This window comes from Kushneria phyllosphaerae, from assembly GCF_900312995.1.
In the GTDB taxonomy this organism is placed as follows: domain Bacteria; phylum Pseudomonadota; class Gammaproteobacteria; order Pseudomonadales; family Halomonadaceae; genus Kushneria; species Kushneria phyllosphaerae.
Genome location: NZ_ONZI01000001.1, coordinates 944,500 through 969,355 on the forward strand (window position 1 = coordinate 944,500; position 24,856 = coordinate 969,355).

Below are 24,856 nucleotides of genomic sequence, written 5' to 3' on the forward strand. Positions count from 1 at the left end.
GACCAAAGACCAGGCGCCAACGCACGAGTAATTGATCACGATCAAGGCAGGGCGGTCGGTGCTGATCCATGCTGGTCGTCTCCGATGGTGCCTCCCGGCGCTGTCAATGCCACTGGAGGATGCGCCATGTTTACCTCACTGCTCGTACCCGTGGATGGTTCGGTTCACGCCCTCAAGGCGCTGAGCATCGCAGCACAGCTGGCCTCACCGGACGCCACCCTGCATCTTTTACATGTGCGTGAGCTGCTGCCGCACCTGCACTACGGCAGTCTGCTCAGCCTTCAGGAGGCCATTGAGGCCTCGTCTCCGGAAACCGCAGAGACAGAGATCAGCGAGATCCTCGAGCGCGCGCAGGCCCATCTGCGCGAACGCTTTGACGGGCGCATCGAAACCCACGGGCGCCACGGCGACCCGGCGCGCGTCATTGCCTACGAGGCCGAGGCACTCGAGGTCGAGGTGATTGTCATCGGCAGCCGCGGGCTGAGCGACTGGAGCGGCATGATCACCGGCAGCGTGTCCCACAAGGTCAGCCATATCGCCACCTGTATGGTCATCAGCGTGCATGATGACCCGCCCGCACTCGCCGAACCCGACGACAGCAACCCCTATCAGGGGCTGTAGTCGTAGACGGTTGATCAGAACGTGGATGGCTGGTCAGGTCTCAGGCGGCTGATCAAAGCGCAGACGATCAGGGTTCAGGCGTCTGACGCAAGCCCCAGCTGCGCCAGACAGGCTGACAGCGACCGCTCGCTGCGCTGCTCATACAGGGCGAACTCGTCTTCCACGGTGGCGCCAAGCGCGGCTTCAAAATCAGCGCGGCTGTCAGTGGCGGCGTAGTGCTGCGGACCATTATCACCCAGGTTGGAGCGAAAGATGCCGGCGGCGCTGACCGGTAGAAAATCCTCATAGGTGATGGGCCGTGCCCGAACTACCCCCTGCTCGATCAGCGCCTCGAGCCGCGCGTCACGCTCGCGAGGCAGCGCTTCTGCGTTGGTCACGCTTGCCCCGTCCGTGACCTGATACTCAAACCAGGCCAGCCCTTCACGGCGCAGCGTCGTCTCGTCATCGGGAAAGTCATGAAAGGCCTCACGCAGCGCCCGCTGCTGAGCTTCTCCTTCCAGACCGTGGGTCACCTCGCGGGAAGCGGCCAGCAGCTCGTCATACCGCTTTCGCCCACGCCGGGTCAGCGCGGCGCCGCGCTGTTCGATTTCACCAAAGCGCGCCGTGTGGGTGCCACGTTCTCCGCCACGCTCGCCGCCATTCTCGGAGGGAAACAGAATCGGCTCTTCCAGTGCCTTGAAGCTGGTCTGGCGCAGCAGGATCGGGCAACGGCGACGCGGCGGGCCTTCAATGGTGGCCTTGGGCGTGATGCCCCAGTCGGGCATGGCCTGCTGGGTGGCGTCGATGTCCAGCGTGCGCGGGGTGAGGTGGTTGATGTGCGGGCCGCGAAAACACACCACATCGGCGATCAGTCGGTGGGCCTGATGAAAGGCGTGGTAGGTCTCGGCATCGACCGTGGCATGGCTGTGCCAGCGAAAGGTCTCCAGTGCCTCGATGACAAAGGCCGTGGCGTCCTCATCGTTCAGGCCGCCTTCACTGTCGACCCGGTCCAGCAGGGTCATCAGGCGATCGGTAAAGATCTGCCGACGCTCGAGAATGTTGGCGGCGCGCTCGCGCAGGGCCTCATCCTCGATCAGTTCCAGACGCAGCAGCGAGGTAAACACCCGAAACGGATTGCGGGCCAGCGCCTCGTCATCCACCGGGCGAAAGGCGGTGGCGTGCACCGGCATGCCAGCCGGCGCCAGATCGTAATAGCCCACCGGCGACATGCCCATCACCGCAAACACCCGGCGCATGGTGTGAAGCTCTGCCGGCGTGCCCAGGCGAATTGCACCGTGGCGCTCGATCTCGATGCGGGCCATTTCGCTGCCGCCCCGGTCAGCCAGCGCCGCGTCACCGCGGGCGTCCTGATAAAGCGTCTGGGCGTTGATGTCGGCGACCAGCTTCAACAGCGTGCCGTACTGAGGCACCTCGGTGCGGTACATGTCGGACATGGCGCTGGAAAAACGGGTGCGAATATCATCAAAACTGACGTGCCGGGCCATGAGGGTGCTCCGTGACGGCAATGAACGTGTGCTTGATTTAACGCCTGTCGATGGCCGGGGTTCAAGCGTCGTGATGGCGCGTTGACCATCCTTTGGTGCACCGCGGGCACCAACGTCAGTGCACAAGCGACCCAAGATGCGCGATCAGCTGGCCGTGATGGAGCACGCTGGCGGCCAGGCCGAGCCCCACCAGCGCAATGATCAGCGCCGTGGCCCGCATGGCCCAGGTGGCCGTCAGCGTGACCGGGGTATCGCTGGTCATGGCACGTGTGACCGTCATGCGCAGGCGCCACCCCGCCCAGGCATACAGGGCGCCGGTCGTTGCCAACAGTACAACGCCGGCCCAGGCAAGCATCGGCTCGTGATGGACTATCCCGCCGCGCAGCAGCACCGCTGACAAAAGCAGCGCCACAAAGGCGGTGCGCGACCAGGCCAGCGCCGTGCGCTCGGGCTGCAGGCCGGGGTCACGCTGTGTGGCCGGGTCAGGCTCGCTCACGTGCTAGCCCCACACCAGCAGCAGGCCCAGTACCACGGCCACCGCCGTGACAAACAGCGCCAGAATCAACAAAAGCCGCGTATAGGGCAGGGCGGCATCGCTTCGCATGGCGCGCTCGTTGCCGGCCCAGCGGCGATAGGCCGCCAACGAGAGCAATGCGCCGCCCAGTGAGAGCATGACCGCCACCGCTTCGCGCGCCCAGGGCGTGGCGACATCCGGCGCAAACTGATAGATGCCCACGGCACCGGCCATGAACGCCAGTGCGGTGCGAATCCAGGCCAGGAAGGTACGTTCATTGGCCAGCGAGAAGCGATAGTCCGGATGATGGCCGAGGCGCTGCCAGCGTGGTCGGAAGGCGCGTGGGCGGCGAGGGTCTGGAGGCGGTGTGGTCATGGTCGAGACTGCGTGATCGGTGGCGTAAAATAAGGGCATGACGCGTCCCGAATGCTGACAGGGCCGCGGAGCGCCTCACACGATAACGATTCATGGTAGCAGGAGACCGACATGACCCTACTGACAAGAAGCTGCGCCTTGGGCGCGCTGGTGCTACTGGGCGGCTATCTTTTCGGCGCCCTGCTGCAGCATGACTGGGCCTTTATGCACTGGCCGCTGCCGGTACGGCTGACGGTCATCGTGTTTGCACTTGCCGTCGTCGCGGTATGGCTGCTGGTGCATCTGTTCGTGCGCGATCAGGATTGAGAGGAATACCCCACCATGATGACCAGTGCCCCTGCCAGCGCCAGCCCGCCACCGAGATAGTCGCTCATCTGCAGCGGCTGACCATCCACCAGGCGCAGCCAGCCCATCGCGGTGATGAGATACACACCGGCGTAAGCCGCGTAGATCCGCCCGCTGGCGGCCGGATGCAATGTCAAAAGCCAGGCAAACAGCGCCAGTGACGCCGCCGCCGGCACCAGCCACCAGACGCTTTTCGCCAGCACCCACCAGCGATAGACCAGATAGCAGCCGACGATCTCGGCCAGCGCCGTAAGGACAAAGAGCAAAGTGGCGATCACAGGGGGCATGAGGCGCTCAAGCAGTGAAGGAGTCGCTACTCTGCCACAGGGACTGGGCAAGGCAAAAAGTGCTGGCTAGAATGATTCCCGGGTTCGCCGGTATAGCTCAGCTGGCAGAGCAACGCATTCGTAATGCGTAGGTCGGTGGTTCGAGTCCACTTACCGGCACCCGCAGAATTTCAAAGGCCCGGCGCAGATGCGCCGGGCTTTTTTTATGGGTAAGAAATGAGCACCTCAAAAGTACCAAAGCAATTTAATTCGACGTTTGGCGAAGCAACCCTGAGGTTGTCGTAACTTTTTGTAATTTCTGGTATCATGATCTGCTAATGAAAGCGATCGGATGCACGGCATGAAAAAAATAACCTTTCTTTACTGCGATGCTCGCGGTAATACATCTACTCGTCATGTGAGTGATTTCAAGTACGATCAGCGGTTTTTGAAAGGTATCTGTTCTGCAAGTAACAGTTTTAGAACCTTCCGGCGTGATCGAATTCTTGAAGTGATTGAAACCTCAGAGCTTCTGCAGACTGCAATTCCTCCAAAACTTCCAGAGATTTCCAGTATCTCCCTTAAGTCCGAGCTTGCCCTTGAAATCATGTTTACCGGGTTTCCCAAAACACAGCGTGCATCTCTTGAGGAAATATGCTCAAAAGCTGGTATGAAGCTTCGTAAAACAGTTTCTAAAAATCTCTCTTTTATCTGTGCCGGGCCTAATGCCGGACCCACCAAGATGAGTGCGGCGCAAGCACAAGGAGTAGCTGTTCTGGATGAGGCTGATTTGGTTAGATTGCTGGAAACAGGAGAGATTTCTGAGTAGAGATTTTGATCTTCTTTGATTATAGGTGTTTTGTAATTATTTTCGATTGGATAAAGCTATGAATGAAGAATGGAAAGGGCATAAGGAATATAGGATTTTTTTAAGCATATGTTTGATGGCTTCGGCTTTCTTGCTTTTAATTGGTTTGGCCGGTTATTACTTTATAAAAGAAGTAGTGGCGGTTTCTATACTGCTTGTAATTTCAGTCATTCCATTTGTTTTAATCACGTGCGCAATACTCGTTTCACCCAATAAGACACGCTCGATAGGGGTTAAAAGTGTTTTTTTTGGTTTCGCAATATTGATAGTGATGCTGATTGTTTTTTCACTGTTTTTCTATGATGCCTTGCCGATAGAAAACAAAGATAAGCTAAATAATTTGCATATTTTTATGACAGTGGGTTCAGCAGGTATGTTAGGTGGTCTTATGAAAGCATTTCTAGAAGAATCTATCGTTAATGAAGATGGCCCCGACATGTGGAAGGTGGCACGCTCTGTGCTTATAGCTTTTTTTGTTTCCATAGTTTTATTCTTTTTGTTGAGGGCTGGAATAATTAATCAAACGCGAGTAGATACCTTTAATGTCTGGGGGGTTGCAGGAGTATCGTCAGTAACAGGTTTTTTCTCCGAAAAAATAATAGAAAGGTTTAAAAAGTTGTTTCATGAGGTCTTGGGTGAGAGAGTAGATGATAAGGAGTGAATCAGGTACATTTTTCTGAATCGCTATTGAATGTTTTTAAGAGTTATAGGGTTAAATATCTATGTGAGCCAGTTACAGCGTAGCTTCACTTGGAGTGTTAAGAAACTGTCAATAAATTTGTGTTTATTTTAAACTATGGCGTATTGACAAAATTTAAATTAAAAGTGAAAAAATTATGATGAGGTTGATAAAAGAGCCGGGACTGTGGGTTATTTATGTTTTGGTTTTGTTTTTTGCTTTCGCTGTAGCTCAAGACCCAGTTGAATTTGTTCTTTCAGTGCAAAAAATGGAGATTGATGGGTTGCTGCTATTAACTGGCGCTGTTATCGGTTTCTCAAGAAGGCAAAGATGGGATAGTTATTTTTACATGTTAGGCGCTTTATGGCCAGCATATGGGATAGCTATCTCGTTGATGGTTTTAAAGTCTGTAGACGTTCCTAGCGAAGGTTTTGCCAATAAGTTTTTCATTTTTTATTTAGGACTTTCTTTGTTTTTTACGTTCTTTACTGTAATGGTGGCTTTTTGTGGTTATCAATCTTTAAGTAAAGAATCTTCAGTTGTTAAAAGTCCCGCATCGAAAATCGCTGAAGTAAAAAACGCGAATATTTCCTCTGATCTGGCTCGCGACTTACGGCTTTCACGATCGCGTACTCGCCGCTCTAGAGTGAAACCTTGACCGCGAAAGTATAGTAATTGATTGAATAGTTCTGTCAGTTGAATGCTGATGCCTGAGAGATAAGCAGGAACCTATGTCAAACAATATTGGCTCGATGGGCATGATTAAAGGCATGGCGTTGCCACCTAATTAACCTACATCCATATGTATTCTTCACCCAGCTACTATGCAGACAGCTGCTATGTAGCTGCAGTTTCGCACATGCGATCTACGCGATGACGTTTAGCGGCCTCGCTTTAACGTGTAATCGACTCACATGTGCTCGCGATCGTAAATCGAAAAGCAACATATGCAGGCAAAAGGCCGCTAATCCACTCCGACAATAGGCTCTGCTTCAGCCCCTGCCATACATCTCCATACTTCTCGTGTACCCACCCTTACACGACGCCATTAATTCCCCCACCACACGCCTCTGATGCACCTTGAGACTGGTTTCCCTGTCCCGGTAGTGCGCGTTGGCCAGCCAGTTGAAGCTGCCGACGATGGCATATCTATTATCCACAACCAGACACTTCTCATGCGTGGGGCGCTGCACAATGGTCAGCCGGCCCTTGCGGCTGTGATCCCCGGTCTCCTTCAGACGCTTCAGCGCCTTGATGGCCGTATCCGACAGCCGGTGCTGCCCGTCCCGGTCACTCGCGCCGTAGGCAATATGAACGTTGACGCCGCGCTCGAGCGCACTCTCCAGCAGCCCACAAAACTGATCGTTGATGACCCTGTCGGACAGCCAGCCGGAGACAATCATCAGCTCCTTTTTGGCAGTCTTGAGCGCGTGGGTCCGCTCGGCGTCATGATCACGCTCCTGTACCAGGTGGTTTTTGGTTGTGGTTCTTCTGGTGCGGTAGGGCGCCTCTTTGCCTGTTTTAGAGGCGTTGCCAGCATGTCCTTTCTGCTTCAGAAAACACCAGGTGCCATACCAGCTCGCCCAGGCGGTGAAGATTTGTATGGCGATATAGCCGGGCCATTGGAGTGTTGCGAGAGACCACAGCGTCCAGACGAGTGCGGCGACAATCCCCAGCTTGCGATGGATTCGGGTCAGGCAGAGCACCGAGACAAAAATCACCAGCTGATAATGCAAAAACGTCATCGGATAATGCCCAGCAAAATCAGCATTTTACCGATCAATGCTGGCGCGGGCCATGCCTGATGATATGTCACATGACATCGTCCTCGGCCTTGCTACGGATAGGTGATGGCTACACTCCTGTCATGTGGCAGCGAGGCGTGTTGTTCACCTGACGCTGGAAGGTCGCCACGCTTCTCTCTTTGGCCTGTCTCCGACCTGTGGCCGCTTCCAGCCATCCTTCCCTTCAACGTCTGCGAGGATCGCTCATGCGCGTGGCGTATCGAATGCCCATGCCCACCATGGTGCCCAGAGGCGAGCAGGATCTGGCCTATAATCCGGGCGCTGAGTGCTGGCAGCAGTTTTTTGCCCCGCATTCGCATCTCACCTTTCTGGCAGAGGTCGTTCAGGATGATGACGCGATTGATCCGTGGCAGGAGGGGGACTGGCTGGAAGACTGGCTGGACCCGCACATGACCGAGCGGGAGACGATTCGCCAGCTGATCAAGCCGGTGCCGGCCAGAATGATCACGCATTGGGCGGTGTCGAAGGATGCCAACCGGGTCGGTAACGATCATGCCGAGCTGGTCGAGCCGATCAACCCTGCCTGAACACGGGCTGATGCTGCGCCATGACCGTAATGTTGCGCATGGCCCAGCTTTCGACCTCGAGCCATGCCCGCTCGGTCCTGTCACTCTGCGGCATGGGCTCCATCCAGATACGCTCATCGTTCCATTCAATCGCGCCGTGCCAGCCGCGGTTGTCCGGCCGGCGCACCAGTAGGATTGCAGCCGTGGCGGCGCCATAGGTCAGTGCCTGCTTGTGCGTCTCGAAGGGGCGGTAGGCGGTGGTCATTGCAGCCTCACGGTGGGCAGCTCGTCCCAGCGGGTCGACCAGCGCTTCGAGCGGTGGTTGCTGCGAAGCTGCCACGCGGCGTTTTGGCGCTGTACGCCGACGGTGACCGTGCCCCGCCCGTACTGGCCGTTGAGCTGATCCAGCGCCGACATCAGACGCTCGCTTTTCTCTCTGTCAGCGGTGGGCTGTGGGGGCTGGAACACGTCGAGCTGCTGACCGGTTGCTTCGATCAGATCCATCAGCTGAACGCCGCACTTTTGATAGCGAATGCCGCGGTCCTTCCAGAGACGCTGCAGGGCGCGCTGGGCGGCGCGCACGATCTCGAAGGTGTTGTCGGTGGGTCGCGGCAGCGCCAGCGTGATGCTGTCGTGGTCCTGCGGCAGATGCAGCATGTGCCTGTTGGTCCTGACCGTGACCCGCAGCGCGCAGGCCAGGCTGCGCTGACGTCGCAGCTTCTCGGCCCCGCGGGCGGCGTGGGCGCGTACGGCTTCTGCGACCTCATGGCGGTCAGCGGTCATCTGCCCGAACGAGCGGCTGGTCATGATCATCTGCTTGCTGTCGTGCGCGTCGTTCATGTCGATGCAGCGGGTGCCGGCCAGCTCCCGCGCGGTGCGCTCGACGACCACGGAAAAGCGCCGGCGTATCCATTTTGGGTTGGCACGAGCGAGATCCAGCGCGGTGTGAATGCCCATCTCATACAGTCGGGTGGTGACTCGCCCGCCAATCCCCCAGACCTCGCTGACCGGCGTGCGCTCAAGCAGGGCGAGGGTATCCGGGCTGTTGGCTGACTCGATAACAAACACACCCTGTGTGGCCGTATGTTTTTTAGCGTGGCGATTGGCCAGTTTGGCCAATGTGCGGGTAGGTGCTGCGCCCACCGAAACCGGAATGCCAGTCCACTTGTAGACGACCCCACACAGCTTCTGGCAGTGGTCGGGCAGGGCAGCGCGGTCAAAGCCTTCAAAACTTAGCCAGCTCTCGTCGATCGAGTAGGGTTCAAGGTGGGGCGTGAACTCGCGCAGAGTGGCCATTACCCGCGCGCTCATGTCGCCATACAGCTCATAGTTGCTGGAGCAGAGTACCAGCCCGCGTTCAAACGCTTCGCGCGGAAGGTGATGCATCGGCGTACCCATGGCAATGCCGAGATCCTTCACTTCCTGGGAGCGGGCGATCACGCAGCCATCATTGTTGGACAGTACCGCCAGAGGCAGGCCGTGCAGCCAGGGCCGAAACACCCGCTCACAGCTGGCATAGAAGTTGTTGCAATCGACCAGCGCGATCAGGCCTTTCATCGCCGCATCCGCCGCAGAATATCGGTGACCACACCCCAGATCTGATACTGCGCGTCGCGGAGGGGAATGGGCGTGTAGTGCGGGTTGGCGGAGTGCAGCGCCGGCGGGCAGCCCCGGCAGCGCAGCTCCTTGATGATCATCTCGCCATCCACCAGCGCGATGACGATATCGCCGTGGTCGGCATCGATCGAGCGGTCCACCAGCAGCCGGTCACCGGCATAAATCCCCGAGCCATCCGGGCACTGCATCGAATCGCCATCGGCCGTGAACATGAACGTCGAGGTCGGCCGCGGGATCAGCTGTTCGTTGAGATCGATACGCCGGCCGTCATAATCCTGCGCCGGAGAGGGAAAACCGGTGATCCCACCGCGAGCGTGGTAGAGGGCCCAGGGGATGCTGCGCCGCGGCGGGTCGATCGCCAGCGGCTGTATACGGGTGACATGAAGCATGCCGGTTGCCTGCATTGGTGAAAGTTGAAGTGCTGTATATGTATACAGCATAACGAGCGGGCGGTTCTATCGCGAAAGTGGCGTTATTCGACCAAACGATGAGTCGGAGTAGTCCCGCTGGCAGGCGGCAACGTATGGATGCCCGTCACGGCTACACTGCATGTATGGGCGGATACGTCCTGCGAGGCGGCCTGATGAATGCCACCTCCCGCCATACTTTCCTTTCCATGTCAGTGAGGAGCCATCATGCGCGTGGCGTATCGAATCCCCATGCCCACCATGCTGCCCAGAGGTGAGCAGGACCTGGCGTATAACCCGGGGGCTGAGCGCTGGCAGCAGTTTTTTGCCCCGCATTCGCACACGACCTTTCTGGCAGAGGTCGTTCAGGATGATGACGCGATTGATCCATGGCGGGAGGGGGACTGGTTGGTCGTCGATCAGTCGCTGTCGCTGCGTGACGGCGTGCTGGTGGTGGTGAATGTCGATGAGGCACTGTACGTCTATCGCTATGCCCATCTTATCAATGTGCCCGTGCTGGAAGGCCTTAATGGGCAGCTGTGGACGGGGGATCTGACCAACGTGGAGATGGTAGGGGTGGTGTCGCATCAGGTGCGGTCCATGGTTTGAGCGCTGGAGGCATTGGTCCAGCACTCATGGCCGCTCACTTGCGCTCGCGGCCAGTCTGATAACAGCGCCAAAACGCTGATTACTGCGCAGGCATCACCCGCAGCACCCGCCCTTCGGGGTTATCGGTGAGCAGATAAATGGCGCCTTCCGGGCCGGTGCGTACATCCCGAATGCGCTCGTCGAGTTCGGCGAAGAGTCCTTCCACGTCTTCGGCCTGAGTCGTGTCTTCCGAGAGGGTGACGCGGCGCACTTCGTGATCCACCAGTGATCCGATCAGCAGATCGCCCTGCCACTGCGGAAACAGCGTGCCGTCATAGCGGGTCATGCCGGAAGGGGCGATGGAAGGCGTCCATTCCAGCAGCGGCGGCTGCGTACCGGGGTATTCTTCAAAAGGCGTGACGCGGGCGCCGGTGTAATCCAGCCCGGCGGTGGCGATCGGCCAGCCATAGTTGCCGCCCTGGACAATGAGGTTGATCTCGTCGCCGCCCTTCGGACCGTGTTCGTGGGTGATGATGCGGCCCTCACCATCCACCACCAGCCCCTGCACGTTGCGGTGGCCGTAGCTCAGAATTTCGGGCCGGGCGTTGTCATTATCCACAAGGGGGTTATCCGCCGGGGCGCTGCCATCCGGGTTCAGGCGCACGATCGAGCCGATATGGCTGGCGGTATTCTGGGCCTGTTCGCGGTAATCAAAACCATCGCCCAGCGTGAGAATCAGCGTGCCATCTGCCAGCCACGCCAGGCGCCCGCCAAAGTGGGCGTTGCCCTGCTTGGCCGGCTGTGCCCGAAAAATCTCCTCGACCTGCTCAAGCCCTGTCTCACCAATGCGTGCTCTGGACAGGCAGGCGTGATTGGCAGCCTGCGTGCCGCAGGCATAGGCGAGAAACAGCGTGCGGTCCTGCTCAAAATCCGGTGACAGCAGCACGTCAAAAAGCCCTGACTGACCGGAGGCAAACACCGCCGGCACGCCCGCAAGCGAGGCGGTCAGCGTCTCGCCCTCGGCGCTCAACAGCCGCAGCCGACCGGGACGCTCAGTGACCAGCATGCGTCCGTCAGGTAGAAAGGCCAGCGACCAGGGATGTTCCAGCCCTTCGGCGACGGTCTCGATTTGATATTCACGGGCGACTTCCTGCTGCGCCAGCGCGTCCGGGGCAGACGTTATGCCGGCGGCGCCAATCATGAAAAGGGCCATTGTGGCGCTCGAGGCTGTCCGGGCCGAATGACGGCCGGTGCGGTTCAGCCATGCCAGCACCGCACCGGCGACCCCGGCCGTCAGAACCATCGCGGCCATGCCGGCGGCGCTGCGTGTGGCTGCAATCAGGGTCGGCATGGGGGCAAAATAATCGACCAGATGAAAGCTCATCCACAGGGCTGCCATGGCCGAAAGCGTGCAGAGGGCAAGACGGTGCCGGCCGTCACAATAGCGTCGCGAGATCCACAGCGCGATGATCTGTGACGCCACGAAGCCGACCGAGAACAGGGCGGCATAGACGGGCGAGAAGGTAGCCAGATCACCCAGCGTGGTCGCAAGGCGTTGGCCCATCGAGATATCCACACCCATTTGCTGCAGCGCGGCCAGATTCAACTGAGTCTGGACAATACTGCCCAGCAACGTGCCGACAAGCACGGCAATGGCGAAGTGAACCACGGTGGTGAACCAGACAGGCCGCTTTCGCATGGTATGCCCCTTGAGCCGAGAGTGGTGACAGAAGCAAGCGCACTGCCCTTGATGGCTCCAAGCGTACTCTGCGTTCCTCGGCTCGGGTTTAAGGCCGTGGATGAAGTCAAAGGGCTGACCCGGTCGCGATCTGATATTTTTTGCCCCTCATGAAGGGTGTGCTAAACAACGGCGGGCAGGCGCAATGAACATCAATGTGGTCGGCACCAGCGGTGCTGGCAAAAGCACGCTGGCGCGAAAGCTGAGTAAAGTACTGTCGCTGCCTCATATCGAGATGGATGCGCTTCTCTGGTTGCCGGACTGGCAGGAGAAATCCGATGCGCAGTTTCTGGCCGAGCTTGAAAACGCACTGACTGCCTCACCCGGCTGGGTTCTGGATGGCAACTTTGATCGCACGCGCGGCGTTAAGTGGCGTGATGTAGAAATGGTGGTCTGGGTCGATATGGGGTTCTGGCGCACCATTTGTCAGGCTGTCGCTCGCGCTGTCCGTCGCGCCTGGACGCAGCAGGAGCTCTGGCCCGGGACAGGTAACCGGGAGAGCTTCAAAAAAACCTTTTTCAGCCGTGACTCCATTCTGCTCTGGACACTAAAGGCCTGGCCGCGCAATCGCAGGCGCTATGTGGCGGCCATGACCGATCCGCAGTACCAGCACATTCGATTTGTGCGTCTGTGCAATCCCGGTGAAATCGAAAGCTTTGTTCAGGCAATAAATCGCTGGATCGAATAATAAAGTTGACGTGCCGCAGGCGCAGGTGCGGCGATATTGGACGCTTTTCGAGATGCCTGAAAACGACGGTGCCTACCTAAAAGACACTTGAGACAGTATATCGACGATCTTTAAGGCGTAACGCCCTTCGGGATCAAGGTCAGGATCGAATACGGTCACTGTCATTCCGAAACAGCGTGGATCAGGAGCGAACTGGTTCAGGATACAGGTGAGCGCTTCCGAGGGGATGCCCGGTGAGCCTGGAGAATCCACGGCAGGCATAACGGTCTGATCAAGAACATCTACATCAAGGTGTATCCAGAAGCCTTTATCAGGTAGCTGTATGAGCGTCTGATTAATGCGGTCAATAACACCCGCAGCGCCCAGTCGATTGGCCTCAAACACATCGATTCGTGTGATATCAGTGTCGTTGACATCGGGCCAGGCAAAGTCGATATCGCGGTTTTCACGCTCACCAAGCTGGATAACGTTGCGGTCTTCGATCAGAGGGCCGGAAACGTCAGGCCATTCAGTGCCCAGAGGCTCCCCACGACCCGTTGCCAGAGCAAGATCCATGCCTGCCGTTGCGCCGAGAGTCTGTTCGGAATCGTAGTTGCCGGGGTGTCGAAAATCGCTATGCCCATCAATATGTAGCAATGACAGTCGACCCATGCGACGAACACCTGCAAGTGCGCCGAGTAGAACAGAGCAGTCTCCGCCTATCACCAGAGCAAACTCGCCATGCTGACGGCACTGATAAACCAGATCGGCCAGCGCAATATTGAAGTTCCGCATTGCGTGACCATTCAGCAATCGGGTGCCTGGCTGGGGCACTGCAGAATATTCAGGTCGGAGAAGTTCAATGACATTGGGTGAGCCGAGCGCTTCGAGCAGGCCTGCTTTCATAAGCGCTGATGGAGCACGCCATGTCCCGGGTTCATGCTCAGAGCGCAGCGGGCTCAGGCCAAGATTGGAGGGGGCTAGAATGACTTTCATGGAGTGATTTTTATCCTTGTTGAACACTGTATCGACATCATGACGACTTTGGCACCTTCCCTGCATCCTGATGATGCATGCCCTGATCTATACAAAATATAGGCCCACTCTAAAAGATAAAGCGTTGCCCACTTTCCCTACGATATTTGTCAGAAATCACCCCTTGTCTGTAACCCCGTGTCGCGTCTGGTGTTTGTGCGTCATACGGACATCGGGTTGCGACATTTGTTGTTTTGATAACGACGCTTTCAACTATTGGAGGGCGATACAGTGTCCGTAAAACCGTGTATACGTATCTATAAGCGACAAATTAAGAGGCGACTGTTATAGCCGGAATGATGCATGCTATGTGTCATGGCAACCGGGCTTTCAACAGATCGCAAACGAGTCTGCCAAAACAATGATAAAAGCAGGATATAGTTGAGGAGGCATGACGACATGTTACCTGACCACAAGGCCGGCCCCGTTCCGGGCGCCAGCGGCATCTCCACGCCGCAAACCATCGGTTTTTTACTACTTGATAACTTTACGCTGATTTCGCTGGCCTCGGTGATTGAACCGCTGCGCATGGCCAATCAGCTGGCTGGCCGCGAGCTGTATCGCTGGTACACGCTGACCCATGACGGGGCGCCGGTACGGGCCAGTGACGGTTTACAGGTAACGCCCGATGTCTCGATCACCGTGCCCTTGTCGCTCGACTGGGTCGTGGTGTGCGGTGGCGTGGCGCCACAGCATAGTGTCACCCGTGAACATGCCCACTGGCTGCAGGCCCAGTCGCGTCAGCTGCGTCGGCTGGGCGCCATCTGTACGGGCAGCTGGGCACTGGCCAAGGCGGGGCTTCTGGATCACTACGAGGCCAGTATTCACTGGGAGTGTCTGGCCTCGATGCAGGAAGCCTTCCCCAACGTGACACTGACCACGCGTCTGTTCTCGATCGACCGCGACCGGTTCACGGCTTCCGGCGGAACGGCGCCGATGGACATGATGCTCAACCTGATCGCGCATGATCACGGCCATGAGCTGTCCGCCGGTATCTCCGAGATGTTCATCTGCGAGCGGGTGCGCAACGAGCAGGATCACCAGCGTGTGCCGCTCAAGCATGTGCTGGGCACCACGCAGCCGAAGCTTCTTGAAATCGTGGCGCTGATGGAGTCCAACCTCGAAGAGCCGATCGAGCTGGACACGCTGGCACGCTACGTCAACGTGTCTCGACGTCAGCTGGAGCGATTGTTCCAGCGCTATCTGCACTGCTCGCCGTCGCGTTACTACCTCAAGCTGCGTCTGGTGCGGGCGCGTCAGCTGCTCAAGCAGACATCGCTGTCGATCATCGAGGTGGCCTCAGTGTGTGGCTTCGTGTCGACGCCGCACTTCTCGAAGTGCTACCGCGAATACTTCGGCGTGCCGCCCAGAGGCGAGCGCTCGGGCAGCAATGTCTGGTATGGCCGCAATGCCAGCGCGGCCACGGCCCTGCAGCAGGGCAAGATCGTGGCGGTCGAGCCGGCCTCCACCGAGCCCATGTCGAGTGCAATGATGTCGCTGGTCTACGCCCAGGGCGAGCCGACGTTTGCCAGCGTACCTTTAACGCGCTGACGGCCGCCGGCATGACGCGCAATTAACGCCCTCAAGGGAGCTGCCTCGACCGGAGCTCCCTTTTGGTTTGTTTGAAAGCGGGTCTGGCAGAAGATTATGGCACTCGCGATACGACGTCTGTTTGGCCGGGAATAATGGGTGTTGCCATGCAGGTAGTGGACAATTTTTCTGGTTTCATGCCGTCAGGCCACAAGATCAACGATGGCTCAACAATGGATAACCACACATGACGCTTAGAACAGCCATCATCGGCACTGGCAAGGTGGGGCATCTTCACGCCAGGGCGTTACAGACGCTTGGCCTATCCGATTTTGTGGCGGCATGTGGACGGCGTTTGGGGAGTGCGCAGACATTTGCTGAAAACTACGCGATCGCGGCCTATACCGATATTGCCACGATGATCCTGGAGCAGCGTGTCGACGTTGTCTGCATCTGCACGCCTCATCCAACCCACCGGGACGTGGCGCTTCAAGCGATCGCCGCCGGCGCACATGTGATTATCGAAAAACCATTGGCGATGAGTGTTGCCGAGTGCGATGACATTCTCGATGCGGCCACGGCGGCGAATCGGCAGGTAGGCACCATCGTCCAGCGACGCTACTACGCGCCGTGTCAGCGGATCGCCGAGGCGATCAAGTCGGGCAAGATCGGCATTCCGGTGCTGGGTTCCGCCACGCTGCTGGGCTGGCGCGACCAAAAATACTATGACTCGGATGCCTGGCGTGGGACATGGGAAGGCGAGGGCGGCGGTGTGCTCGTGAACCAGGCGCCTCATCAGCTTGACCTGCTTCTCTGGTACATGGGCGAAGCCACCGAGGTCTACGGCGTGTGGCGCAATTTCAATCACGACTATATCGAAGTCGACGATACGGCGGTTGCCACCGTCAAGTTTTCAAGCGGTGGCATCGCTTCCATCCTGGTGTCGAACAGCCAGAACCCGGCGCTGTATGGAAAAGTGCACATCCACGGGAGCAATGGTGCATCGGTCGGTGTGCAGACGGATGGCGGCGGCATGTTTATCGCCGGCATGTCCTCGATTACGCAGGCCCCTTACAATGATCTCTGGACCGTGCCGGGTGAGGAAGAGATCACCACCCGCGTGCGCCAGCAAGACGAGGAAACGTTTTTCAACGTTGATCCGGTGGATCACTTCCACGCGCTTCAGATCGGTAGGTTCCTTGAGTCCGTTGCCCATGGAACCGCGGTCGATATTGATGGAGAGGCGGGCCGAAACACCGTCGCGCTCATTGAAGCGATCTACGAAAGTAGTCGAACGGGGCTTCCCGTTCCCCTTTCACCGCGGCGCTCTGGCGAATTCAACAAATAGGCCGGCGTCGTGTCGTTGCTCGCACCCTTTTCGGCACGCCGAGCTGATCCAGCAGCGCTATTCATTCGTCTTTCATCCCCTCATTTCAATCTTTTCGGTTCCTGTCGCTTCAGTCTGTTCTGGTAATGCCGCCGGCAGTAACTCTGGTCGCTACCCTTGTTTCTACCGGTGTTTTCACGAGTGCTGGCCGGCTCGATCTCGCCACATCGGAAGCAACCGTTTCGGTCCATGACGCTTTTGGAATTTTCCCCGTCGTTTCCAGGCGTCGGATGAAGCCGGGGCAGGGATATGCTCCATGCATTAGTCAACATCTGGAGCCTGACCATGACCCCTGCCGAACTGCATGACGACGCCATCGTGATTGATGGCCTGATCATCGCCAAATGGAACCGGGAACTGCTTGAAGACATGCGCCGCGGTGGTTTGACCGCCGCCAACTGCACCGTCTCGGTCTGGGAAGGGTTCAAGGCAACGGTCGACAACATCGTGGCCTCCAAGAAGCTGATGGACGAGTGCAGCGACCTGGTACGCCCGGTGCGTACCACGGCCGACATCACCCGCGCCAAGGAAGAAGGCAAGACCGGCATCATCTTCGGTTTCCAGAACGCGCACGCCTTTGAAGACCAGATCGGCTACGTCGAGATCTTCAAGGAGCTGGGCGTGGGCATTGTGCAGATGTGCTACAACACCCAGAACCTGGTCGGTACCGGCTGCTACGAGCGTGACGGTGGCCTGTCGGGCTTCGGGCGTGAAATCGTTGCCGAAATGAACCGCGTCGGGATGCTTTGTGACCTTTCCCACGTGGGTGCCAAAACTTCCGAGGAAGTCATCCTCGAATCCAAAAAGCCGGTGTGCTACTCCCATTGCCTGCCCTCCGGGCTCAAGGAGCATCCGCGCAACAAGTCCGATGAAGAGCTCAAGTTCATCGCCGATCACGGCGGCTTTGTCGGCGTCACCATGTTCACCCCGTTTCTCAAAAAGGGCGTCGATTCGACCATCGACGACTACTGCGAAGCGATCGAGTACATCATGAATATCGTGGGTGAGGACGCCATTGGTATCGGCACCGACTTCACTCAGGGGCATGATCAGAACTTCTTCGAATGGCTGACCCACGACAAGGGCTATGCCCGCCGTCTGACCAGCTTTGGCAAGATCATCAACCCCGAGGGCATTCGTACCGTCGGCGAATTCCCCAACCTGACAGAAGCGCTTTTGAAGCGCGGCCTGAGTGAATCTCAGGTCAGAAAGATCATGGGCGAGAACTGGGTCAGAACCCTGAAGGACGTCTGGGGCGAATAACCCCCGACCGGGGCCGGGGCGGTGCCTGAACCGCCGCCTCCGGCCTTTTTCCTGCCGCCCCTTCAGGGCCGAACCGGCCCTTGAATAACGACAAGTTTGAGGAAGACGACCGTGACGAAACAAGCGCCCGAACTCCCGATTGAAGTCGACAGCGAAACCGGTATCTGGACAACCGATGCCCTGCCGATGCTGTACGTACCGCGCCATTTCTTTATCAACAACCACATGGCCATTGAAGAGGCCCTGGGTGCCGAGAAATATGCGGAGATCCTCTATCACGCCGGCTACAAGAGCGCCTGGCACTGGTGCGAGAAGGAAGCCGAGCTTCATGGTCTGGAAGGCGTCGACGTTTTCGAGCACTACATGAAGCGTCTGTCCCAGCGCGGCTGGGGGCTTTTCATCACTGAAGAGATCGATCTGGAAGCCGGTACGGCTCGCGTGCGTCTTGAGCACAGCGCCTTCGTCTATCAGATGGGCAAGGTGGACAGGAAACTCGAATACATGTTCACCGGGTGGTTTGCCGGCGCCATGGACCAGATTCTGAGCGCCCGTGGCAGTGATCTGCGCACCGTTGCCGTACAGACCCAGAGTGGCGCCCAGCAGGGCCACGACCACGGTCTGTTTGTTGTCACGCCCGCGTAACCGAGGATCAATGACATGGCATTCGAGGCACTGTTCAAGCCGATCCAGATCGGCAAGCATACTATCCGTAACCGCGTGGTCAGCACGGCGCATGCCGAGGTGTACGCCACCGACGGCGGCATGACCACCGACCGCTACGTCAAATACTACGAAGAGAAGGCCAAGGGCGGCTGCGGCCTGTGCATCTGTGGCGGCTCGTCGATCGTGTCCATCGACAGCCCCCAAGGCTGGTGGAGCTCGGTCAACCTGTCGACCGATCGCATCATTCCGCACTTCCAGAACCTGGCGGACGCCGTGCACAAGCATGGCGGCAAGATCATGATCCAGATCACCCACATGGGCCGTCGCTCACGCTGGGATGGTTACGACTGGTCAACGCTGGTGTCGCCGTCGGGTATCCGCGAGCCGGTACACCGTTCGACCTGCAAGACGATCGAAGTCGAAGAAATCCACCGCATCATTTATGACTTCACCCAGGCGGCACGCCGGGCGAAGGAAGGCGGCCTTGATGGTGTTGAGCTGTCGGCCGTGCACCAGCACCTGATCGACCAGTTCTGGAGTCCGCGCGTCAACAAGCGTACCGATGAATGGGGCGGCAGCTTTGAAAACCGCATGCGCTTTGGCATGGAAGTGCTCAAGGCCGTGCGCGCCGAGGTCGGTGACGACTTCGTGGTCGGCATGCGTATCACCGGGGACGAGTTCCATCCGGACGGTCTTGATCACGAGGAAATGAAGCGGATCGCGGCCTATTACGACGCCACCGGCATGGTCGATTATTTCGGCGTGGTGGGTTCGGGTTGTGATACCCACAACACCCTGGCCAACGTTATTCCCAACATGTCCTATCCGCCGGAGCCGTTTTTGCACCTGGCCTCGGGCATCAAGGAAGTGGTCAGCGTTCCGGTCATTCACGCCCAGAACATCAAGGACCCCAACCAGGCCCAGCGTATTCTGGAAGGTGGTTACGTGGATCTGGTCGGCATGACGCGTGCCCACATTGCCGACCCGCACATCATTGCCAAGATCAAGAACAACCAGGTTGATCAGATCAAGCAGTGCGTGGGCGCCAACTATTGCATCGACCGTCAGTATCAGGGCCTTGACGTGCTGTGTATCCAGAACGCGGCAACGTCGCGTGAATACATGGGTCTGCCGCACATCATCGAGAAAACCGAAGGGCCCAGGCGCAAGGTTGTCATCGTGGGCGGTGGCCCGGCCGGGATGGAAGCTGCGCGTGTCTGCGCCGAGCGCGGTCATGATGTGACCCTGTTTGAAGCCAAGGATCAGATCGGTGGTCAGATCACCATCGCCTCCAAGGCCCCGCAGCGTGACCAGATCGCTGGTATCACGCGCTGGTATCAGCTGGAGCTGACGCGTCTGGAAGTGGATCAGCGCCTGGGCACGAAAGCCGATGAGGCGGCCATTGCCGACCTGCGCCCGGACGTCGTGATTCTGGCGACCGGCGGGCAGCCGTTCCTCTCGCAGGTGCCGGACTGGGGCTTTGACGAGGACAAGAGCAAGAGTCTGGTCGTCAGCACCTGGGACATCCTTGATGGCTCCGTGGAGCCCGGCAAGAACGTGCTGGTCTTTGACACCATCTGTGAGTTTTCAGGGGTGTCGGCGGCCGACTATCTGGCTGACAAGGGCTCGCGTGTCGAGATCGTCACCGACGATATCAAGCCCGGTGCTGCCGTGGGCGGTACCACGTTCCCGACGTACTACCGCAGCCTCTACGAGAAGGAGGTCATCATGACCTCGGATCTCGCGCTGCATAAGGTCTATCGCGAAGGCGAGTCTCTGGTGGCGGTGCTTGAAAACGAGTACACCGGTGCCATGGAAGAGCGCGTGGTGGATCAGGTCGTGGTCGAGAACGGCGTACGCCCGGATGAGGCGCTCTACTACACCCTCAAGGAGCGTTCGCGCAACAAGGGTCAGACCGATATCGAAGCACTCTATGCGATCAAGCCGCAGCCCTGCCTGAGTGAAAGTGGTGACGGCTTCGTGCTGTTCCGCCTGGGGGATTGCACCGCGCCACGCAACACGCATGCTGCCATCTATGATGCGCTGCGGTTGTGCAAGGACTTCTGATCACAATAACGCTGTAAGCGCAGCGTCATGGGCCCAGAGGCCCGTGACGTTTCGTCCTTACGGCGTCTCCGAGAGGAGAGACGCCATGCTCGATATCCTTTTGCCGATACTGATTTTCTCTGCACTCCTGCTGACCGTCATTGGGGCCGTACGGCGCTTTCGCCTCTGGCGTCAGGGTCGTTCAGCGCCCGTTGACTGGGTCGGTGGCCTGCTCAAGATGCCGCGTCGCTATCTGGTGGATCTTCACCACATCGTCGACCGCGACAAGTACATTTCAAAGACGCACGTGGCCACGGCCGGCGGTTTCGTGCTGGCGGCACTTTTGGCCATCATCGTGCATGGCTTCGGTCTGCACAGCCGTATTCTCGGCTGGGCACTGCTGGCCGCCACGGCCTGCATGTTTACCGGTGCCCTGTTCGTCGCCAAGCGCCGTGTTGACCCACCGTCGAGGCTCTCCAAAGGGCCGTGGATGCGTCTGCCCAAGAGTCTGCTGGCCTTTGCTGCCAGCTTCTTTATTGTCACCCTGCCGGTGGCCGGCATTCTTCCGGCGGACTTCGGCGGCTGGATTCTGGCCGCGATTCTGGCGGTAGGCGTGGCCTGGGGCGTGTCCGAGATGTTTCTGGGCATGACCTGGGGTGGGCCCGTCAAGCACGCCTTTGCCGGTGCGTTGCATCTGGCCTGGCATCGTCGGCCCGAGCGTTTCACTACGCCGCACAACGCCAGCGCTGCGCGCTCCAGTGGTCTCAAGGCGCTGGATCTGGAAAATCCCAAATCAACGCTGGGCGTTGAAAAGCCCGCCGACTTTACCTGGAACCAGCTGCTGGGCTTTGATGCCTGCGTGCAGTGCGGTCGCTGTGAAGCCATGTGCCCGGCCTTTGCCGCCGGTCAGCCGCTCAACCCCAAAAAGCTGATTCAGGACATGGTCATCGGCATGCGCGGTGGCACCGATGCCAACTACTACGGCTCACCGTATCCGGGCAAGCCGGTTGGCGAGCATGGCGGCAGCCCGAACGGGCCGATCGTGCCCCGTGAAGGTCGCGCACTGGTGGATGCCGAGACGCTATGGTCGTGCACCACCTGTCGCGCCTGCGTCGAAGAGTGCCCGATGATGATCGAGCACGTCGATGCCATCGTCGACATGCGCCGTTTCCTGACGCTTGAACACGGCAATACGCCCAACAAGGGCGCCGAGGTGCTGGATAACCTGATCGCGACCGACAACCCCGGCGGCTTTGATCCCGACTCTCGTCTGCACTGGGCGGCCGATCTCAACCTGCCGCTGATGGCGGACAAGGGCGAGGCCGACGTACTGCTGTGGCTGGGCGATGGCGTCTTTGACATGCGCAACCAGCGTACGCTGCGTTCGCTGATCAAGGTGCTGCGCGCTGCCGAGGTCGATTTTGCCGTGCTCGGCAACGAGGAGCGCGACAGCGGTGATGTGGCCCGTCGTCTGGGTGATGAAGCGACCTTCCAGACCCTGGCCCGTCGCAATATCAGGGCCATGAGTCAGTATCGTTTCTCGCGCATCGTCACCTGTGACCCGCACAGCTTCCACGTGCTCAAAAACGAGTACGGTGAACTGGGCACGGCTGACATGCCGTCCGACTATGAGGTGTATCACCACAGCACATTTATTAATGAGCTGGTCAAGGGCGGCAGTCTCACCTTCAAGGCCTGGAAGGGCGGCAGCGTGACCTATCACGATCCGTGCTATCTCGGTCGCTACAACGGTGAGTACGAAGCGCCGCGTGATGTGCTCAGGGCGCTGGGCATCGAGGTCAAGGAAATGGCGCGTTCCGGTTATCGCTCGCGTTGCTGCGGCGGTGGCGGTGGTGCGCCGATCACCGATATTCCCGGCAAGCAGCGTATTCCCGATATGCGCATGGGCGACGTGCGTGAAACCGGTGCCGATACTGTCGCGGTAGGCTGTCCGCAGTGTACGGCCATGCTGGAAGGCGTGGTGGAACCGCGCGCTGACATCAAGGATATCGCTGAGCTGGTGGCCGATGCGCTGGTGATCGATGCCTCCGCCGGGAAGGGCGCCTCCAACAGGGAAGCGTCGCAGACACAGCGTAATGTCGAGGAGGTAACGCCATGAGCGAGCTTGTTCGCCGCGACCCGCGCAAGGAATGGATCGCCCGTAACCGCCTGCACCCGCAGCACCTTGAAATCCTGGCCGAGATCGGCGGCAACGCCGTCTCGACCGAATGGATGGGACCCAACGGCCTGATGCGGCGCAATCTGCATGCGGTGGGCTTTATGGGGCCCAACGGCATTCGCCGTATCGACCGCAGCGGTGCGTCACACGCCGCGCATACCAATGCGCGCAGTTCCCAGAGTCAGGATGCACGTCGCAGCGTCAGCATCAGTGATCCGGCCTTCATGATCGCCGTGGTGCCCGATATGGCCGGTGGCCGCCTGTCGCCGCATGATCGCGATCTGCTGGGCATGGCGCGTCAGCTCGCTGACGCCAACCCGGATCAGCCCGGTGCCGTGCTGGCCATCGTGTTTGGTGAGCACAAGGAATCTGCATTCGATGAGGCTGGTGTCGATCGTTTGCTGTCTCTGGAAGGCGAGCAGTTTGATGGCTACACCCCGGAAAACCGCATTGCCGCGCTGCAGGGTGTGGATCGCGATGTCTCACCGCGCCACTGGCTGCTGCCCGACTCCAATCAGGGCGGCGGCGAGCTGGGTCGACGCCTGAGCGTTCGGCTGGGTGAGCGTGCCGCCACACAGGTCTGGCAGGTTGAAGCCGATAGCGACAGCGCTACCGGCTGGCGCTGTACGACCCGCGGTGCTGCCGGCTCGACCGATGTCGTCCGTGCTCTGCCTCGCGTGGTCATTGCCCTGGCCGAGTGCGCTGATCCGGTCAGCGAGACACGTCATGCAGCCGAAATCATCGAGCTTTCCCAGGAACTGCCCAATGTACTCGGTCGTATCGAGGATATTGGCGAAGTCGCCGTCGATCCTGCCAGCGTGTCGCTGGCCGAGGCCGAGTTCATCCTCTCGGCCGGCAACGGCGTCAAGGACTGGGACAACTACCATCACGCCGCTGAAGTGCTGGGGGCGACCAAGGGTGCCTCACGCGTGGCGGTCGATGATGGTCACATGCCACGCGACCGTCAGGTGGGCGCGACAGGCACCTGGGTGTCGGCGCGCGTCTATGTGGCCGTAGGGATTTCCGGGGCCATTCAGCACCTGCAGGGCATTCAGACCTGCGAGAAGGTTGTGGCCATCAACCTTGATGAAGGCTGTGACATGGTCAAACGCGCCGATCTGGCCGTGATTGGAGATGCCAACGCCATACTGGCGGCGCTGGTCAAGCGCGTGGAGCAATATCGCGCCGAGCAGGAGGAGAACCGCGATGCCGCTTAACGCCGAATCCCCAGGTGCTTCCGGACTCAACGTGGCCGTGCTGGTCTCGATCGGTCGTCACCCGCTGACCGCGCGCACACGTCGTGCCGATCAGGATGCCCGCGCCGTGGAAATGGCGCTCAGCCTGAAGGGCGCCTCGGTCAATCTAATGCACGCCGGCCAGCACGACAGTGACAACGAAGAGGCCATTCGTGGCTATCTTGGCATGGGGGTCGAAGAGATTCGCCTGCTCGAACAGATGCCGCAGGCCGATGTGGTGCCCGTGCTGACCGATGCCCTGCGTGCCAGCGCGCCACAGCTGGTGCTGACCGGCACGCGCGCCGAGACCGGCGAAGGCTCCGGCATTTTGCCCTATCTGCTGGCCGAAGCGCTGGGCTGGCCGGTCATCAATGGTCTGGCCGCGGTTGAAAAGGTGGAAAAGGGGGTGGCCACGGTGCTTCAGGCCCTGCCTCGCGGCAAGCGTCGCCGCCTGCGCGTTCGCCTGCCGGCCATCGCCACGGTGGACGCCAGTGCACCGGCCGCGCGTCAGAGCGCCTTCGGTCCGGCCCGTCGCGGTGAACTCGATGTCCAACCGCATGCCAGCGAAGCTGATCCGTCCCTGAGTCAGTGGCAGATTCAGCCGGCACGCAAGCGTCCCAAGCGTCTCAAGATCGTCAAGTCGTCCTCGGCGCGTGACCGCTTCAAGGCCGCCGCCGCCAAGTCCGATGGGGGAGGTGGTCAGACCCTGACCGATGTCACCCCGGAGCAGGGGGCCGAGGCGATTTTCAAACTACTCAGGGAAGAGGGCGTGCTGCGCTGATCATCGGTGTCTGTCTGCTTCTGGCCGTCAGACAGTAGGGTCGCGAGCATGAGTGAAAAAGAAAGGGATTAAAACGCAGGCTTGTGCCCCGTCATTATGGCGGGGCGTTTTACGTTGTGAGGTATGCCGGTGTTTTGTTTGAAAGCACTGTCAAAAGCCGCCTGGGGTCTGAAGGCCAGTGTTGAAAGCCGCCCCCTTTGGTCGGCCCCGAAAGACCGATCAAAGGGGCGCTGGTTAACAGCAGGCCGGTGGAATTT

Annotated in this window: 26 protein-coding genes and 1 tRNA gene; 17 read left to right on the forward strand and 10 right to left on the reverse strand. The window is 59.1% G+C overall.

What is annotated here, in order from left to right; translation table 11 throughout:
• Positions 1–126: 126 nt before the first annotated feature.
• Positions 127–621, forward strand: coding sequence for a universal stress protein (locus KSP9073_RS04150; RefSeq protein WP_108841647.1), 495 nt, complete (start codon positions 127–129; stop codon positions 619–621).
• A gap of 74 nt (positions 622–695) precedes the next feature.
• On the opposite strand, the gene hglS is transcribed toward KSP9073_RS04150, so the two are convergent.
• The 3 genes from hglS to KSP9073_RS04165 form a co-directional block, all read right to left on the reverse strand.
• The gene (gene hglS, locus KSP9073_RS04155; protein ID WP_108841648.1) at positions 696–2,105 is read right to left on the reverse strand and encodes a 2-oxoadipate dioxygenase/decarboxylase HglS; all 1,410 of its coding nucleotides are present in this window, start codon (positions 2,103–2,105) and stop codon (positions 696–698) included.
• Positions 2,106–2,220: 115 nt separating this feature from the next.
• Entirely contained in the window at positions 2,221–2,601 is a 381-nt protein-coding gene (locus KSP9073_RS04160; RefSeq protein WP_108841649.1) for a DUF202 domain-containing protein, read from the reverse strand.
• A gap of 3 nt (positions 2,602–2,604) precedes the next feature.
• Complete coding sequence (locus KSP9073_RS04165; RefSeq protein ID WP_369333029.1) at positions 2,605–3,033, reverse strand: YidH family protein; 429 nt, start codon at positions 3,031–3,033, stop codon at positions 2,605–2,607.
• 72 nt (positions 3,034–3,105) lie between these two features.
• Here KSP9073_RS04165 and KSP9073_RS04170 point away from each other — a divergent pair, with 72 nt between their 5' ends.
• The gene (locus KSP9073_RS04170) at positions 3,106–3,300 is read left to right on the forward strand and encodes a hypothetical protein (protein ID WP_108841650.1); all 195 of its coding nucleotides are present in this window, start codon (positions 3,106–3,108) and stop codon (positions 3,298–3,300) included.
• On the opposite strand, the gene KSP9073_RS04175 is transcribed toward KSP9073_RS04170, so the two are convergent.
• Positions 3,291–3,626, reverse strand: coding sequence for a YnfA family protein (locus tag KSP9073_RS04175; protein ID WP_108841651.1), 336 nt, complete (start codon positions 3,624–3,626; stop codon positions 3,291–3,293). The genes KSP9073_RS04170 and KSP9073_RS04175 overlap by 10 nt on opposite strands.
• 86 nt (positions 3,627–3,712) lie before the next feature.
• Here KSP9073_RS04175 and KSP9073_RS04180 point away from each other — a divergent pair.
• The 4 genes from KSP9073_RS04180 (at position 3,713) to KSP9073_RS17480 (ending at position 5,810) form a co-directional block, all read left to right on the forward strand.
• Positions 3,713–3,785 (forward strand) — tRNA-Thr (locus KSP9073_RS04180).
• 181 nt (positions 3,786–3,966) lie between these two features.
• Entirely contained in the window at positions 3,967–4,434 is a 468-nt protein-coding gene (locus KSP9073_RS04185; protein ID WP_165814147.1) for a BRCT domain-containing protein, read from the forward strand.
• A gap of 58 nt (positions 4,435–4,492) precedes the next feature.
• Complete coding sequence (locus KSP9073_RS04190) at positions 4,493–5,134, forward strand: YEATS-associated helix-containing protein (RefSeq protein ID WP_133240983.1); 642 nt, start codon at positions 4,493–4,495, stop codon at positions 5,132–5,134.
• A 175-nt stretch (positions 5,135–5,309) separates the two neighbouring features.
• The gene (locus tag KSP9073_RS17480; protein ID WP_133240984.1) at positions 5,310–5,810 is read left to right on the forward strand and encodes a hypothetical protein; all 501 of its coding nucleotides are present in this window, start codon (positions 5,310–5,312) and stop codon (positions 5,808–5,810) included.
• A gap of 334 nt (positions 5,811–6,144) precedes the next feature.
• Here KSP9073_RS17480 and KSP9073_RS04195 read toward each other — a convergent pair whose 3' ends face one another.
• A complete protein-coding gene (locus KSP9073_RS04195) occupies positions 6,145–6,897 on the reverse strand; it encodes a phospholipase D-like domain-containing protein (RefSeq protein ID WP_108841654.1) in 753 nt (250 codons plus the stop codon).
• Between the two features lie 245 nt (positions 6,898–7,142).
• Between KSP9073_RS04195 and KSP9073_RS04200 the strand changes: the two genes are divergently transcribed.
• The gene (locus KSP9073_RS04200; protein ID WP_108841655.1) at positions 7,143–7,484 is read left to right on the forward strand and encodes an SOS response-associated peptidase family protein; all 342 of its coding nucleotides are present in this window, start codon (positions 7,143–7,145) and stop codon (positions 7,482–7,484) included.
• Here KSP9073_RS04200 and KSP9073_RS04205 read toward each other — a convergent pair.
• From KSP9073_RS04205 to KSP9073_RS04215, 3 genes are read right to left on the reverse strand one after another with little or no spacing between them, the layout of a single operon-like run.
• Positions 7,471–7,728, reverse strand: coding sequence for a hypothetical protein (locus KSP9073_RS04205; RefSeq protein WP_108841656.1), 258 nt, complete (start codon positions 7,726–7,728; stop codon positions 7,471–7,473). The two genes, KSP9073_RS04200 and KSP9073_RS04205, sit on opposite strands and share 14 nt — an antisense overlap.
• Positions 7,725–9,020, reverse strand: a complete 1,296-nt coding sequence (locus KSP9073_RS04210; protein WP_341476543.1) for a Y-family DNA polymerase — start codon at positions 9,018–9,020, stop codon at positions 7,725–7,727. Before KSP9073_RS04210 ends, KSP9073_RS04205 begins: the two co-directional genes overlap by 4 nt.
• Complete coding sequence (locus KSP9073_RS04215) at positions 9,017–9,469, reverse strand: LexA family protein (RefSeq protein ID WP_108842038.1); 453 nt, start codon at positions 9,467–9,469, stop codon at positions 9,017–9,019. Before KSP9073_RS04215 ends, KSP9073_RS04210 begins: the two co-directional genes overlap by 4 nt.
• A gap of 246 nt (positions 9,470–9,715) precedes the next feature.
• On the opposite strand from KSP9073_RS04215, the gene KSP9073_RS04220 reads away from it, so the two are divergent.
• Positions 9,716–10,096 carry a LexA family protein gene (locus KSP9073_RS04220; RefSeq protein ID WP_108841657.1) on the forward strand — a complete coding sequence of 127 codons (381 nt, stop codon included), beginning with the start codon at positions 9,716–9,718 and terminating at the stop codon, positions 10,094–10,096.
• Between the two features lie 79 nt (positions 10,097–10,175).
• On the opposite strand, the gene KSP9073_RS04225 is transcribed toward KSP9073_RS04220, so the two are convergent.
• The gene (locus tag KSP9073_RS04225) at positions 10,176–11,774 is read right to left on the reverse strand and encodes a PQQ-dependent sugar dehydrogenase (protein ID WP_108841658.1); all 1,599 of its coding nucleotides are present in this window, start codon (positions 11,772–11,774) and stop codon (positions 10,176–10,178) included.
• Between the two features lie 184 nt (positions 11,775–11,958).
• On the opposite strand from KSP9073_RS04225, the gene KSP9073_RS04230 reads away from it, so the two are divergent.
• Positions 11,959–12,501, forward strand: a complete 543-nt coding sequence (locus KSP9073_RS04230) for a P-loop NTPase family protein (protein ID WP_108841659.1) — start codon at positions 11,959–11,961, stop codon at positions 12,499–12,501.
• 72 nt (positions 12,502–12,573) lie between these two features.
• Here the strand turns inward: KSP9073_RS04230 and KSP9073_RS04235 are convergent, their stop codons facing one another.
• Positions 12,574–13,476, reverse strand: coding sequence for an arginase family protein (locus tag KSP9073_RS04235; protein WP_108842039.1), 903 nt, complete (start codon positions 13,474–13,476; stop codon positions 12,574–12,576).
• Positions 13,477–13,914: 438 nt separating this feature from the next.
• Between KSP9073_RS04235 and gbdR the strand changes: the two genes are divergently transcribed.
• The 8 genes from gbdR to etfB all read left to right on the forward strand — a co-directional run bounded on the left by gbdR (position 13,915) and on the right by etfB (position 24,599).
• A complete protein-coding gene (gbdR, locus tag KSP9073_RS04240; protein ID WP_108841660.1) occupies positions 13,915–15,066 on the forward strand; it encodes a choline metabolism transcriptional regulator GbdR in 1,152 nt (383 codons plus the stop codon).
• Positions 15,067–15,292: 226 nt separating this feature from the next.
• Complete coding sequence (locus KSP9073_RS04245) at positions 15,293–16,393, forward strand: Gfo/Idh/MocA family protein (protein ID WP_108841661.1); 1,101 nt, start codon at positions 15,293–15,295, stop codon at positions 16,391–16,393.
• A 324-nt stretch (positions 16,394–16,717) separates the two neighbouring features.
• Positions 16,718–17,695, forward strand: a complete 978-nt coding sequence (locus KSP9073_RS04250; protein WP_108842040.1) for a dipeptidase — start codon at positions 16,718–16,720, stop codon at positions 17,693–17,695.
• 111 nt (positions 17,696–17,806) lie between these two features.
• On the forward strand, positions 17,807–18,337 hold the full coding sequence (locus KSP9073_RS04255) for a 4-vinyl reductase (RefSeq protein ID WP_108841662.1): 531 nt from the start codon (positions 17,807–17,809) through the stop codon (positions 18,335–18,337).
• A gap of 15 nt (positions 18,338–18,352) precedes the next feature.
• Positions 18,353–20,425 (forward strand): dimethylglycine demethylation protein DgcA, encoded by a 2,073-nt coding sequence (dgcA, locus tag KSP9073_RS04260; protein WP_108841663.1) that lies wholly within the window; start codon positions 18,353–18,355, stop codon positions 20,423–20,425.
• Positions 20,426–20,510: 85 nt separating this feature from the next.
• The gene (locus tag KSP9073_RS04265; protein WP_108841664.1) at positions 20,511–22,523 is read left to right on the forward strand and encodes a (Fe-S)-binding protein; all 2,013 of its coding nucleotides are present in this window, start codon (positions 20,511–20,513) and stop codon (positions 22,521–22,523) included.
• The gene (gene etfA, locus KSP9073_RS04270) at positions 22,520–23,800 is read left to right on the forward strand and encodes an electron transfer flavoprotein subunit alpha (protein WP_108841665.1); all 1,281 of its coding nucleotides are present in this window, start codon (positions 22,520–22,522) and stop codon (positions 23,798–23,800) included. The genes KSP9073_RS04265 and etfA overlap by 4 nt, the downstream gene beginning before the upstream one ends.
• A complete protein-coding gene (gene etfB / locus KSP9073_RS04275; protein ID WP_108841666.1) occupies positions 23,790–24,599 on the forward strand; it encodes an electron transfer flavoprotein subunit beta in 810 nt (269 codons plus the stop codon). The genes etfA and etfB overlap by 11 nt, the downstream gene beginning before the upstream one ends.
• Positions 24,600–24,856 lie beyond the last annotated feature (257 nt).